Here is a 12,649-nt window from a genome sequence, read left to right as displayed (position 1 = left end):
CCCACCCCCTCCGCTCCCGCAGACCTTCGTACCCCAAGGAGTCGATCCACCATGGCGAGCGACGCGCCGACCGGTCACGTTTCCGATCTCGACTGGCTGATGAGCGGCCTCGTGCAGCGCGTACCGCACACCACGAGCGCGGTGCTCCTCTCCTGCGACGGGCTCGTGAAATCCGTCCACGGCCTCGATCCGGACAGCGCCGACCACATGGCCGCGCTGGCCTCCGGCCTCTACTCCCTCGGCCGCAGCGCGGGCGTCCGCTTCGGCGACGGCGGCGACGTGCGCCAGGTCGTCGTCGAACTCGACTCGACCCTGCTGTTCGTCTCCACCGCCGGCTCCGGAACCTGCCTCGCCGTCATGGCCGGACGCGAGGCCGACGCCGCCGTGCTCGGCTACGAGATGGCCATGCTCGTCAAGAGCGTCCGCCCGTACCTGATGACAGCGCCCAGGCAGCCGGCCGTCGAACCCTCGGCGATGCGGCCTTGAGCGCGACCGCGGCCGGCGACGGGCCCTGGCTCGACGACGCGGCCGGCCGGCTGGTGCGCCCCTACACGGTCAGCAACGGCCGGACCCGGCCGAGCACCGCGCTCGACCTCCTGACGCAGGTGATGGCCACCGGAACCACCCCCTTCGGCTACCTCGGCCCCGAGCACACCCAGGCACTCGACCTGTGCCGGGCACCGGTCTCGGTCGCCGAGGTGGCCGCGCACCTCAAGCTGCCGGCGGCGGTCACCAAGGTGCTCCTGTCCGACCTGGTCGACTGCGGGGCCCTCACCGAGAGGCCCCCGGCCTTCCACAACCCCACAGACCGGTCTCTTCTGGAGGCAGTGCTCGATGGACTACGACGACAGCTCTGATCCCTTCCCCACCGCGCTCAAAATCCTGGTGGCGGGCGGGTTCGGAGTCGGCAAGACGACCTTCGTCGGCGCGGTGAGCGAGATCGCGCCGCTCAGCACGGAGGAACTGCTCACCACGGCCAGCGCCGCGACCGACAGCCTCGACGGCGTCGAGAACAAGGTCGAGACGACCGTGGCCATGGACTTCGGCCGCATCACCCTCGACCAGGAACACGTGCTCTACCTCTTCGGCACCCCCGGCCAGCAGCGGTTCTGGTTCATGTGGGACGAACTCTCCGAGGGGGCGCTCGGCGCGGTCATCCTCGCCGACACCCGCCGTCTGGAGGACTGCTTCGCGGCCGTCGACTTCTTCGAGCAGCGCGGCCTCCCCTTCATCGTCGCGGTCAACGAGTTCGACGGCTCGTTCCGCTACGACCCGGAGGAGGTGCGCGCCGCCATCGACCTCGACCCCGAGATCCCGGTCGTGTGCTGCGACGCACGGATCTCCAGCTCCGGTGTGCAGACCCTGCTCACCCTGGTCCGCCACCTCCTCGCCCACACACCCGCGCACGCTCCGAGCCACGGAGCCCACACATGAGGGACGACATGAGTCGTGGAGCGCGGCCATGAGCTACGGCCCGCCCCGTCCCCACGGCCGACTGCTGCTGACTCCCGAGGACCGGGACGCCCCCGAGCGCGTACGGCGGCTGCGCCTGCTCGGCCTCGGCGCACACCCGGAGCCCGGTTTCGACCTCTTCGCGCAGCGGCTCGCGGAGATCGCCTCGACGCCGTACGCGATGGTCACCTTCATCGACGAGCACCGGCAGTTCTTCGCCGGACTGCACACGCCCGACGGCATCCTCGTCGAGGCGGAGGGTGCTGAGACCATGGTGTCCCGCCATATGCCCCGCGAGTTCGGTTTCTGTCCCCATGTGGTGGTTCGACGCAAGGCGCTGGTCCTGGACGACGTGCGCGATTATCCGCGGTTCGCCGGGAACTCGATCGTCGACGAGGTCGGCGTCCGCTCCTACCTCGGTGCCCCGCTCGTCGACCGCACGGGCATCGCCCTCGGCACGGTCTGCGTCGCCGACGTCACCCCGCGCCCGTGGGGACGGGCCGGCCTGGAGACCATCAAGGCGATGGCCGCCGAACTGGCCGAGCAGCTCGAACGCCGGGAGCCGTTCCCCTGACCCGGCTCCCGGGTAACCGGCCCCCGGGTAACCGGCTCCCGGGTAACCGGCCCCCATGGTCATCCCGCCGCGAACCGTACGGCGACGGTGTCCCCTTCGGGGAACGTGATCCGCGCCTCGTCCTCCTCCACCGCACACAGCACCGACTCCCGCAGTGCGTCCGGATGGACGGTGTCGCGGGTCAGCGCGAGCAGCGTGACGAAGATTCCGCTGCCGCTGGGCAGACCGGCGGCGCACCGCAGGTACGGGGTCGCGGAGTGCGGGCCGAACGCGTTGGCCTCCACCTCACGCGCGATGCCCGCGTCCGTGTCCCAGCCGTGGAGGGCCACCACCGCGCTGGTCAGCCCGTCCGCGGTCCGCACCAGCGCCCAGCCCGTTCCCCGTTCGGCCGACGGCCGGTTCCGGTCCGCCACCGCGTACCCGCCCTCCCGGACCGCCGCACCCGCCGGGGCGTGCACCCGGTGCACCCGGATCTCCCACGGCCCCCGCAGCACGCTCGTCGTCTCGACCGGGAACGCGCCCTCCACGCCCGGAAGTCGAGCCTCGTAGCGCGACGCAGCCGTCCGTCCGGCGCACCGCAGGGGCTGGATGCGGCGCCGGCGCGACGGAGTGCCGTCGGGCGCGAGGAGCGCCAGATGGCCGTCCACGTTGCGCTCCCGGGCGTGCGTCCCCGCCTCGGGCGCCGTCGCCGTCGAGTAGCCGAACCGGGTGGCGTGCGGATCGTCGTCGGCGGGATCCCGCGGCGAGCTGCCGTGGTTGACGAGCCGTACGATCCCGTCGTGCCGGGTGCCGTGGAGCAGCCAGCCCGGCGCCGGGAGCGCGGTGTACTGGTCGGACTCCTCGACGGGCAGCGGCTGTTCGCGCTCCCGCCACACCGCGTGGTCGGGCGGCAGCATCAGCCCGAGGAAGGCGGTGCCCGCCCAGTACGGCGATCCCGGTCCCGAGGACGCGGCGGTCGCGGGCAGGAACGTGCCGTACCAGCCGAGCGGCAGCAGCCCCCGCTCGTCGGGCACACCCCGTTCCACGAAGTGGCGTACGGCGCCCGAGGCGAGACGCCGGGTCACGCCGGGGGCCAGCGGCGTGCAGCCCGCCAGGGCACCCAGCCACACGGGGGCGGTCGCGGCGAAACGGTACGTCAGGGAGCGGCCGTGGTGCACGGGTGCGCCGTCCGCGCCGAAGAACCGCGGGTAGGAGGCGAGGAACTCGGCCAGGCGCCGGCGGTAGACCCGGCCGCGCCCGCCGTCGTCGCCGCCCGTCATCCGGGACCACAGCAGCGGATACAGGTGCAGGGACCAGGCGTTGTGGTAGTCGAACGTGCGGCCGTCGCCGTCGGCGTACCAGCCGTCGCCGACGTACCAGTCCTCCAGGCGGTCGAGGCCGGTGTCGATGTCCTCCTGCCGGAACGGTGCCCCGACGGAGGCCAGGAACTGTGAGGCGACCACCTGGAAGAGCCGTCCGTGGTCGGCCGTGGTCCGGCGGCCCACGAAGCCCCACAGCCAGTCCACGAGCTGTTCCCGGACCTCGGGGGCCAGCCGCTCCCAGATCCACGGACGGGTCTCGTGCAGCCCCACCGCGATCGCCGCGGCCTCGGCCATCTGCGGCGAGCAGTCGGTGAGTTCGGGCCATGCCTCACCGCTGTCCCGGTCCGAGCCCGATGTCAGTCCCCGCACGTAGCGTTCGGTGAGACGGGGATCGACGGCCCCGCCGGCTCCCGCGATCCGGAAGGAGGCCAGCAGGAACGAGCGGGCGAACCCTTCCAGTCCGTCGGCGACCACACCCGAGGTCGAGCCGCGGCCGGGCAGCCGGTACTGCGCGAAACCGGGTGTCGCGTACGGGAACAGCGCTTCGAGTTGCCGGTCGGCCAGCACCTCCCAGTGCTCACGGGTCCAGCCGGTGAACGGGGAAAGGACACGGTCGGTGGGCGGCAGGGCCATGTGCGGTGCTGGCAGCATGACGGGTTTTCGGCTCCTTGGCAGTGGGGGGCCTGGTCAGGGTGGCGCCTCTCAGGAGGAATACGGCGAGAAGCGGCGAGGGGATCAATACGGCGCGGACAAGATCGACAGCCGGCGACGTGTGCGGGCGGCGCGTGAAGGAAAGCTGCGGCCGCGCTTAAGAAAACCTCGATGGACCGGAGGCGGGACCGCACGGAGGATTTCCCACGAGATCCCACCCCTCTCCCCGGTCCGGGCCTCTTCGGCACGCCCTGCTCCGGGGCCTCACGCACGGGAGCCGCACAGTGAAGGCGCTGGTCAAGGAGAAGGCGGAGCCCGGTCTGTGGCTCGCGGACGTCCCGGAGCCGGAGGTCGGCCCGGCAGACGTACTGATCAAGGTCCTCAGGACCGGGATCTGCGGCACCGACCTGCACATCCGCGACTGGGACGGCTGGGCGCGGCAGACCATCAGCACCCCGCTCGTGGTCGGCCACGAGTTCGTCGGCGAGGTGGTCGGGACGGGACGCGACGTCACCGACATCAAAACCGGCGACCGGGTCAGCGGCGAGGGCCACCTCGTGTGCGGCAAGTGCCGCAACTGCCTCGCCGGGCGCCGTCATCTGTGCCGTGCCACGGTGGGGCTCGGAGTCGGGCGTGACGGAGCCTTCGCCGAGTACGTGGCGCTGCCCGCGTCCAACGTGTGGGTGCACCGGGTGCCGGTGGACCTCGACGTGGCGGCGATCTTCGACCCGTTCGGCAACGCCGTGCACACCGCGCTCTCCTTCCCCCTGGTCGGCGAGGACGTGCTGATCACCGGAGCCGGCCCGATCGGCCTGATGGCCGCCGCGGTGGCCCGGCACGCCGGGGCCCGCCACGTCGTCGTCACCGACGTGAGCGAGGAGCGGCTGGACCTCGCGCGCAAGATCGGCGCCGACCTCGCGCTGAACGTCTCGGGCTCCCGGATCGCCGACGGTCAGCGGGAGTTGGGACTGCGCGAGGGGTTCGACATCGGACTGGAGATGTCCGGCCGCCCGGAGGCGCTGCGCGACATGATCGCCAACATGACGCACGGCGGCCGGATCGCGATGCTGGGCCTGCCCGCCGAGGAGTTCCCGGTCGACTGGTCCCGGATCGTCACCTCCATGATCACGATCAAGGGCATCTACGGCCGGGAGATGTTCGAGACCTGGTACGCGATGTCGGTGCTGCTGGAGGGCGGGCTTGATCTCTCTCCCGTGATCACCGGCCGGTACGGCCACCGCGACTTCGAGGCGGCGTTCGCCGACGCGGCCGGCGGCCGCGGCGGCAAGGTCATCCTCGACTGGACCGCGTAACTCCCCCTCGCCGCACATATCTCAGGAGCCTGCCCTCATGTTCGACTCCGTACGCGACGACCTCCGCGCCACCCTCGACGAGATCCGCGCCGCGGGCCTGCACAAGCCCGAGCGCGTGATCGGCACCCCGCAGTCCGCCACCGTGAACGTCACCGCCGGCGGACGCCCCGGCGAGGTGCTCAACTTCTGCGCGAACAACTACCTGGGCCTCGCCGACCACCCCGAGGTCGTGGCCGCCGCCCACCGGGCGCTCGACCGCTGGGGCTACGGCATGGCCTCCGTGCGCTTCATCTGCGGCACGCAGGAGGTCCACAAGGAACTGGAGGCACGGCTCACGGCGTTCCTCGGCCAGGAGGACACGATCCTGTACTCCTCCTGCTTCGACGCCAACGGAGGCGTCTTCGAGACCCTGCTCGGCCCCGAGGACGCCGTCATCTCCGACGCGCTCAACCACGCCTCGATCATCGACGGCATCCGCCTGTCGAAGGCCCGCCGCCTCCGCTACGCCAACCGCGACCTGGCGGACCTGGAGGCGCGGCTGAAGGAGGCTTCCGACGCCCGGAGGCGGCTGATCGTGACCGACGGCGTGTTCTCCATGGACGGCTACGTGGCACCGCTGCGCGAGATCTGCGACCTCGCCGACCGCCATGACGCCATGGTCATGGTCGACGACTCGCACGCGGTCGGCTTCGTGGGCCCCGGCGGCCGGGGCACCCCCGAACTGCACGGGGTCATGGACAGGGTCGACATCGTCACGGGCACCCTCGGCAAGGCTCTCGGCGGCGCCTCCGGGGGGTACGTCGCCGCGCGCGCCGAGATCGTCGCCCTGCTGCGCCAGCGGTCCCGGCCGTACCTCTTCTCCAACACGCTCGCACCGGTCATCGCGGCGGCCTCGCTGAAGGTGCTCGACCTGCTGGAGTCGGCGGACGACCTGAGGGTCCGGCTCGCCGGCAACACCGCCCTGTTCCGCCGCAGGATGACCGAGGAGGGCTTCGACGTCCTCCCCGGCGACCACCCGATCGCGCCCGTCATGATCGGCGACGCGGCGGTGGCCGGACGCATGGCCGAGCTGCTCCTGGAACGCGGGGTGTACGTGATCGGCTTCTCGTACCCGGTCGTCCCCCACGGGCAGGCCCGCATCCGGGTGCAGCTGTCGGCCGCGCACTCGACCGAGGACGTGCACCGTGCGGTGGACGCGTTCGTGGCGGCGCGGGCGGAGCTGGGAGAATCGGTCGCGTGATCGAAGCGCGGCGGCTGCACATCCTCCGTGCGGTGGCCGACCACCGTACGGTGACGGCGGCTGCCGCCGCGCTGTACCTCACCCCGTCGGCCGTCTCCCAGCAGCTCACCGCCCTGGAGCAGGAGACCGGTCACCGTCTGGTCGAGCGCGGCGCGAAGGGCGTACGGCTGACGCCCGCCGGTGAGATCCTGCTCGCCCACACCAACGCCGTACTCGCCCAGCTGGAGCGTGCCGAGGCGGAGCTGGCGGCGTACGGGTCCGGTGCGGCCGGCACGGTCACCGTCGCCTCCTTCGCCACCGGCATCGTCCTCGTCGTCGCCCCGGCGCTGACCCGGCTGGCCGCCACGGCCCCGGGAATCCGCGTCCGCGTCCAGGACGCCGAGGGCGACGCCAGCCTGCCGATGGTGCTGGACCGGCAGACCGACATCGCGGTCGCCGTCGAGTACCGCGGCGCTCCGGACGCGGACGACCCGCGCCTGACCCACGTCCCGCTGTACGCGGAGCCCTTCGACGCCGTCGTACCGGTGACGCACCGCCTGGCCGACGCCGCCGAGGTCCCCCTCGCGGAGCTGGCCAAGGATCCGTGGATCGGCCCGTACCCCGGCAACCCCTGCCACGACGTGGTGGTCCTGGCCTGCGAGAGTGCCGGGTTCCAGCCCCGCCTCCAGCACTCCTCGGACGACTTCCGCGCGGTTGTCGCCCTGGCCCGCGCGGACGCCGGCGTCGCCCTCGTGCCGCGCTCGGCCCTGCACGGCATGGACCTCACCGGAGTCGTCGTACGCCCGGTCGACGGCACCGCGCCCACGCGCCGGGTCTTCGCCGCCGTGCGCCGGGGCGCGGAGGAGCATCCGCTGATCCGCCCGGTGCTGGACGCGCTGGGCGAGGCGGCGGCCCGGGCTCGGTGATGCCCTCTGGAGGGGCATCCCGAATTCGGGATAGTATCCCGACTATGGGAAATGATCGTGACGAGCCGCACGCCGTCGACATCCGGCTCGCCCGGCGGCTGGGCGAGCTGAGGACCCAGCACGGATGGTCCCTGGAGGAGCTGGCGGAACGCAGCGGAGTGAGCCGTTCGGCTCTGTCCAGGGCCGAACGCGGCGAGACCAGCCCCACGGCCGCGCAGCTGAACCGGCTCTGCGGCGTGTACGGGCGGACCATGTCCCAGCTCCTGAGCGAGGTCGAGTCCGAGCCCGTCACGGTCGTCCGGGCGGCCGAGCAGCCCGTTTGGGAGGACAGGACCTCGGGGTTCGTACGACGGTGCGTGTCGCCGCCGTATCCGGGGCTGCGGGGAGAACTGGTCGAGGGCCGGCTCGTGGCGGGCGCCGACATCGCGTACGACAGGCCCCCTGTGGCCGGACTCGAACAGCACATCTGGGTCCTGGACGGGACGCTGCGCTTCACCGCCCAGGACGTCGAGCACCACCTGGCGGCGGGGGACTGCCTGCGGCTGCGCGTGTGGGGGCCGACGCGGTTCCGGTGCCCCGGACCGGACGACGTGCGGTACGCGCTGGCGGTGGTGCTGCCGTGACGGCCGTCGTCCGGCTCGACGGAGCCGAAGTGGCGGCCTGCGCCGGGGGACTGGCCGACCTGCTGACCGATACCGTGGACGCGGGAGCCTCGATCGGCTTCCTCGCGCCCCTCACCCGCGCGGCGGCCCTCTACTGGTGGCAGGGGCGCGCGAAGGCGGTGGCCGCCGGCGCACTCGCCGTCTGGGTCGCACGGGACCAGGGCCGGGTGGTCGGGACCGTCAGCCTGGCCTTCCCCGACAAGCCCAACAGCCGCCACCGCGCCGAACTGGTCAAACTGATGGTGCACCGCGACGCCCGCGGCCGAGGTCTCGGCCGTACGCTGCTGCGCACCGCCGAACGCGCCGCCGCGGAGGCCGGCATCACGCTGCTGCACCTGGACACCGAGACCGACAGCCCGGCCGAGCGTCTGTACCGTGCGGCCGACTGGACCCCGCTCGGCGCGATCCCCGACTACGCGGCGGACCCCGCCGGCGTGCTGCGGCCGACGACGATCTACTACAAGCGGCTCGGGACGCCGGCGCACGCGGGATGATCGCCGCCGGTGACGGGCCGGTAGCTCGGACGCGGTGAGCGAGCGGGGCGATTGTCAGTGGCGCCCGCTACGGTGCGTCTCATGCCGGATGCCGAAGACGTACGACGTATCGCTCTCTCCCTGCCGGACACGGCGGAGAAGATCGCCTGGAGCATGCCCACGTTCCGGGTGGCGGGGAAGATGTTCGCCACGTTGCCCGAGGACGAGACGTCCATCGCCGTGCGGTGTCCCAAGGAGGAGAGGGACGAGCTGGTCCTGGCCGAGCCGGGCAAGTTCTGGATCGCCGACCACGAGTCGGGTTTCGCGTGGGTGCGGGTCCGCCTGGGCGCCCTGGAGGACGAGAAGGAGCTGCGCGACATCCTCGCCGACTCCTGGCGGCAGGCGGCGCCGCCACGGCTGCTCGAGGCGCATCCGGGACTGGGGCTGCCGGTGGCGGACTGAGGGCACGCGCCGGTCCGGACGTCAGACGTGGACGCGGGCCGCTCCCAGGAACCCCGTGATCCGCTCCCGCAGTGACCGGGCGTCGAGGCCGTGGGCGGACACGTGCTCCTCGACCGTCCCGTACCGCCGCAGCTCCCGGCGCCCGACCCCGAGACCCAGCACCCGGTGCGGGACGTCGGTGAGAGCGTCGTTCACGGCGCCCGCGGAGGTGCCCGCGAGGTAGGGCTCCACGAGGACGACATCCGTTCCGGCCGCCTCCGTGGCGCGACGCAGGGCGGCTGTGTCGAAGGGACGCACGGTGGTGGCGTACAGGACGGTGACGTCGAGCCCCTCCGTCGCGGCGAGGACGCCGTCGAGCAGGGGCCCGACGGCGACGACCACCCCACGGCGCCCTTCGCGGACGGTGAGGAACCGGGCTCCGTCGACGGCGAGTGCCCGCTCGTTCGACTGCACGGACAGTCGTACGTACACCTTGTCCGCCTTGTCCTCGCCCGCGCCCACAGCGTGCCGCAGCAGGGTCTCCGCCTCGTCGGGATGACCCGGGACGTGTACCGTCCAGCCGTCCAGCGTGTCCAGCAGGGCCACGTCGCCGGGCGCCATGTGGGTGAAGCCACCGGCGGGCCAGTCGAACGACGCGGCGGCGCTGACCAGCACCGCGCCCACGTCCTGGTGACCCAGATCCAGCTTGACCTGCTCGAAGGGCCGCTCCACCAGGAAGCTGGCGAAGGTGTGCACCACCGGGCGCATCCCGGTCAGCGCCAGTCCCGCACCGGCTCCGACCAGCAGCTGTTCGCGGATACCGACATTGATCACTCGGTCCGGATGCCGTCGCCGAGCCTCCTCGAACCCGTCCTTGCCGATCTCGGCGAGGACGACGGCGACCCGGGGGTCCTCGTCGAGGAGCCGGGAGACGACGGGGGCGAAGCGGTCACGCATGGTGTCCATGGGGTGCATTCCCTTCAGGTCTTCGAGGTGAGCGTGCAGGTGGTGAGCCGAGGAGAGCCGGGAGACGGCTCAGGCGAGCTTGGGCTCGACGCGGGCGACGACCACGCGGGGCCGGCCCGGATGCGGGGCCGTGAACGCGGCGTACAGTGCCTCGTGATCACGCCCGTCGACGGTCTCGGCGGACCAGCCGGCCGCCTCGAAACGCGCGGCGATGCCACCCGGCCGCGCGTGGCTGGCGGAGGCGTTGTCGACCACGACGGTGTGCAGGCGGTCGAGGCCGGCCGGTCCGGCGTAGGCGATCGCCTCGTGGTTGCTGCCCTCGTCCAGTTCGGCGTCCCCGATCAGCACCCACACGCTCGGCTCGTCGAGCCCCTGGGCCCGCAGCCCCAGCGCGGTACCGACCGCGAGAGGCAGCCCGTGCCCGAGCGACCCGCTGCCGATCTCGGCGCCCGGTACCAGGACCCGGTCCGGGTGGTGGCCGAGCGGCGAGTCGTACGAGCCGAACTCCGGCAGCCACTCGACGGGCAGGAACCCCTTGGCGGCGAGCACCGCGTAGTACGCCATGGGCCCGTGCCCCTTGGACAACAGGAACCGGTCCCGCCCCGGATCCTCCGTCCGCTCCGGTCCGGCCCGCAGCACCCGGTCGTAGAGCACCCACAGCACGTCCAGCGTGGACGTGGCCGCGGGACCGTGCTTCTCGTCGCCCGTCATCAGCCCCATCAGGCGGGGCAGGTCGGTGTACGCGTACCGCAGCCGCCCGTCCTTGTCGGCGTGCCCGGGCGTGCGTCCGTGTTCTTCTGCGCGTTCCGCTGTGATCGACATACGGTGATCGTGCAACCTCAACCAAGGTCGAGGTCAAGCCCCGCCCGGCCCCCACGGGCCACGAACAATGAGGGCGCGACCACCGGCCCGAGTGCGGTATTGTTTCTGTGCACGTCGGGCCCGGGGAAACCCCAGGTCAGGCAGGCAACGGGACGTGGCGCAGCTTGGTAGCGCACTTGACTGGGGGTCAAGGGGTCGCAGGTTCAAATCCTGTCGTCCCGACAGTGTGAAGGGTCTTCGCAGGCGGGAGCCTGCGAGGGCCTTTCTGCTTGAGCTGGGCCACCGGCGTGTGGGCATTGTCGTGGACAAGCTATTGGTCCACGGCGACGGCGGCCTTGAGTCCGGCCCAGGCGCACAGGGCGACCGAGCGCGACGCGAGGGAGCGACTGGCCGGTCTTTCAGGGCCTGGCGCGACGTCGGCTTGGACCTGCCCGAGCTGAGCATCGTGGACGCGGCGGGGATCGACGCAGCGGCTGGCGCCCGGGCGGCCCGGACCCTGTGGGAAGACGCCGAGGTGACGGCGGTCGTCGCGCTGTCCGATGTGGACGCGGCCGCCGCCGTGCGTGTGGCGCGCGACCGTGGAGTGGCGGTGCCGGACGATCTCTCGGTGATCGGTTACGACGACGCGCCCGTGGCCGCCCTGACCGACCGCTCCACGATCCACCAGCCGATCGTGGAGAAGGTCCGGCACGCCGCCGTCATGCTGGACCGCATCGCCGGGGGGCAGCCGCAGGCGGACGCTGCTGCGAACCAGGCTGGTGGAGCGGGGCTCCACGGCCGCACCACGCCTGTGAGGCCGTGACGCCCCGCCCTCCTGGCGCAGGCTCTGTGGCTCTTCAGCGCAGCTGCAGAGCCGAGTGCAGATCCTCTCTGCCGACCCGCGGGAGGCGCCGGCAGAGATGCCCAAGGGGAACCGGCCATGTGCTGTCGACCCTTGGCGCCGCCCGCTGCACCGACGGGCTGTGGGTGGGCGAGTTCCTGCAAACGGTCACCTACCAGGAGGTCCGCAACCCCGACAGCAGCGCGATGCTCGGTGAGGCACGCGGTCGCCCGTCCCGGCTGGAACGCTTCGAGGGTCATGCTCGCTCGGGTGATGTGCGCGCACCGAAGTACGGTGCGGCTCCGCTGAGTCGGGCGCCGCGGGCCGTGCAGAGGCGGAGTCCGTCTTCACACCTGGTTCAGCCCGACCGCATCACGGAGGACACCGAGGGCCGGAACGCTTGAGATGCGGTGAGAAGGGCGCCGTGCACAGCTGAGGACGCCGCCCGGGTGGCATAGCCGGCGGTGTCCGGAGGCCATGCGTCACGTTCCTGGTGGATCAGGAGACACACCGCGCCGTGCGCGCCGGCACACAGCAGCCTGGCGGTTTCGGTGGTGCTCTCCACCGGTACTCCGGCATCGACACAGGCCGCGACCTTGTCCCGGAAATAGCGGAAACACGCGTCCTCGTTCCGGCGACTGGCCTCGGTGGCCTCGCCCTCCATCACCAGTCGGTACTGGGAGGGATGGCGAAGCCCGAAGGCGATGTAGGCGACGCAGGTTTCGTAGAGCGCCGTCACCGGATCCGGGACCCCCCGGGACACTGCTTCCAACTCGACGAACAGTGAACTCCACACGCGCAGGCACGTGGCGTGGACGAGTTCCCTCTTCGAGGCGAAGTGGAGGTAGACGGCCGGCGGGGTGACTCCCGCGCGCGTCGCCACCGCGCGAATCGTAAGTGCGTCGACGCCACCGTCTTCGAGCAGCTGATCGGCGATGTCGAGAAGCTGGTCGTGGAGCAGGCCGCCCTTGCCCTTGGCGGCGCGAACGCGGGAGCCGGTCACAGAAGGGGGCCTTCGGAAGAGAGCGA

General features: G+C 72.0%; 16 protein-coding genes and 1 tRNA gene. 13 read left to right on the top strand and 4 right to left on the bottom strand.

Going from position 1 to position 12,649, the window contains the following annotated elements:
- Nucleotides 1-51: 51 nt before the first annotated feature.
- The 4 genes from ACZ49J_RS28615 to ACZ49J_RS28600 are packed head-to-tail and all read left to right on the top strand — an operon-like array spanning nt 52 to nt 2,026.
- Entirely contained in the window at nt 52-486 is a 435-nt protein-coding gene (locus tag ACZ49J_RS28615) for a roadblock/LC7 domain-containing protein (protein ID WP_467452831.1), read from the top strand.
- The gene (locus ACZ49J_RS28610; RefSeq protein WP_467452830.1) at nt 483-857 is read left to right on the top strand and encodes a DUF742 domain-containing protein; all 375 of its coding nucleotides are present in this window, start codon (nt 483-485) and stop codon (nt 855-857) included. The genes ACZ49J_RS28615 and ACZ49J_RS28610 overlap by 4 nt, the downstream gene beginning before the upstream one ends.
- Nucleotides 835-1,434: a GTP-binding protein gene (locus ACZ49J_RS28605; protein ID WP_467452829.1), complete on the top strand. Its 600-nt coding sequence runs from the start codon at nt 835-837 to the stop codon at nt 1,432-1,434. Before ACZ49J_RS28610 ends, ACZ49J_RS28605 begins: the two co-directional genes overlap by 23 nt.
- Nucleotides 1,435-1,462: 28 nt before the next feature.
- Entirely contained in the window at nt 1,463-2,026 is a 564-nt protein-coding gene (locus tag ACZ49J_RS28600; RefSeq protein WP_467452827.1) for a GAF domain-containing protein, read from the top strand.
- Nucleotides 2,027-2,085: 59 nt separating this feature from the next.
- Here ACZ49J_RS28600 and ACZ49J_RS28595 read toward each other — a convergent pair whose 3' ends face one another.
- A complete protein-coding gene (locus ACZ49J_RS28595; RefSeq protein WP_467452825.1) occupies nt 2,086-3,978 on the bottom strand; it encodes a DUF2264 domain-containing protein in 1,893 nt (630 codons plus the stop codon).
- 284 nt (nt 3,979-4,262) lie between these two features.
- On the opposite strand from ACZ49J_RS28595, the gene tdh reads away from it, so the two are divergent.
- From tdh to ACZ49J_RS28565, 6 genes are all read left to right on the top strand, one after another.
- Nucleotides 4,263-5,291: an L-threonine 3-dehydrogenase gene (gene tdh / locus ACZ49J_RS28590; RefSeq protein WP_467452823.1), complete on the top strand. Its 1,029-nt coding sequence runs from the start codon at nt 4,263-4,265 to the stop codon at nt 5,289-5,291.
- Nucleotides 5,292-5,328: 37 nt separating this feature from the next.
- On the top strand, nt 5,329-6,531 hold the full coding sequence (locus tag ACZ49J_RS28585; protein WP_467452821.1) for a glycine C-acetyltransferase: 1,203 nt from the start codon (nt 5,329-5,331) through the stop codon (nt 6,529-6,531).
- Complete coding sequence (locus ACZ49J_RS28580; RefSeq protein ID WP_467452819.1) at nt 6,528-7,436, top strand: LysR family transcriptional regulator; 909 nt, start codon at nt 6,528-6,530, stop codon at nt 7,434-7,436. Before ACZ49J_RS28585 ends, ACZ49J_RS28580 begins: the two co-directional genes overlap by 4 nt.
- Before the next feature lie 44 nt (nt 7,437-7,480).
- Complete coding sequence (locus ACZ49J_RS28575) at nt 7,481-8,059, top strand: helix-turn-helix domain-containing protein (RefSeq protein WP_467452817.1); 579 nt, start codon at nt 7,481-7,483, stop codon at nt 8,057-8,059.
- Nucleotides 8,056-8,592, top strand: a complete 537-nt coding sequence (locus ACZ49J_RS28570) for a GNAT family N-acetyltransferase (RefSeq protein WP_467452816.1) — start codon at nt 8,056-8,058, stop codon at nt 8,590-8,592. The genes ACZ49J_RS28575 and ACZ49J_RS28570 overlap by 4 nt, the downstream gene beginning before the upstream one ends.
- A gap of 81 nt (nt 8,593-8,673) precedes the next feature.
- The gene (locus ACZ49J_RS28565; RefSeq protein WP_467452815.1) at nt 8,674-9,033 is read left to right on the top strand and encodes an MmcQ/YjbR family DNA-binding protein; all 360 of its coding nucleotides are present in this window, start codon (nt 8,674-8,676) and stop codon (nt 9,031-9,033) included.
- A 21-nt stretch (nt 9,034-9,054) separates the two neighbouring features.
- Here the strand turns inward: ACZ49J_RS28565 and ACZ49J_RS28560 are convergent, their stop codons facing one another.
- Both ACZ49J_RS28560 and ACZ49J_RS28555 read right to left on the bottom strand, forming a co-directional pair.
- Complete coding sequence (locus ACZ49J_RS28560) at nt 9,055-9,978, bottom strand: transketolase family protein (RefSeq protein ID WP_467452814.1); 924 nt, start codon at nt 9,976-9,978, stop codon at nt 9,055-9,057.
- A 69-nt stretch (nt 9,979-10,047) separates the two neighbouring features.
- Complete coding sequence (locus tag ACZ49J_RS28555) at nt 10,048-10,698, bottom strand: transketolase (protein WP_467453009.1); 651 nt, start codon at nt 10,696-10,698, stop codon at nt 10,048-10,050.
- 250 nt (nt 10,699-10,948) lie between these two features.
- On the opposite strand from ACZ49J_RS28555, the gene ACZ49J_RS28550 reads away from it, so the two are divergent.
- The 3 genes from ACZ49J_RS28550 (at nt 10,949) to ACZ49J_RS28540 (ending at nt 12,024) form a co-directional block, all read left to right on the top strand.
- A tRNA-Pro gene (locus ACZ49J_RS28550) sits at nt 10,949-11,022 on the top strand.
- Between the two features lie 4 nt (nt 11,023-11,026).
- Nucleotides 11,027-11,602: a substrate-binding domain-containing protein gene (locus tag ACZ49J_RS28545; protein ID WP_467452813.1), complete on the top strand. Its 576-nt coding sequence runs from the start codon at nt 11,027-11,029 to the stop codon at nt 11,600-11,602.
- Nucleotides 11,599-12,024: a histidinol dehydrogenase gene (locus ACZ49J_RS28540; protein ID WP_467452812.1), complete on the top strand. Its 426-nt coding sequence runs from the start codon at nt 11,599-11,601 to the stop codon at nt 12,022-12,024. Before ACZ49J_RS28545 ends, ACZ49J_RS28540 begins: the two co-directional genes overlap by 4 nt.
- On the opposite strand, the gene ACZ49J_RS28535 is transcribed toward ACZ49J_RS28540, so the two are convergent.
- A complete protein-coding gene (locus ACZ49J_RS28535; protein WP_467452810.1) occupies nt 11,979-12,623 on the bottom strand; it encodes a TetR/AcrR family transcriptional regulator in 645 nt (214 codons plus the stop codon). The genes ACZ49J_RS28540 and ACZ49J_RS28535 overlap by 46 nt on opposite strands.
- Nucleotides 12,624-12,649 lie beyond the last annotated feature (26 nt).

It is taken from the genome of Streptomyces sp. NPDC030840 (assembly GCF_055572015.1).
The sequence above is the reverse complement of the archived record's forward strand: the minus strand, read 5'-3'. Positions and strand labels throughout refer to the sequence as shown.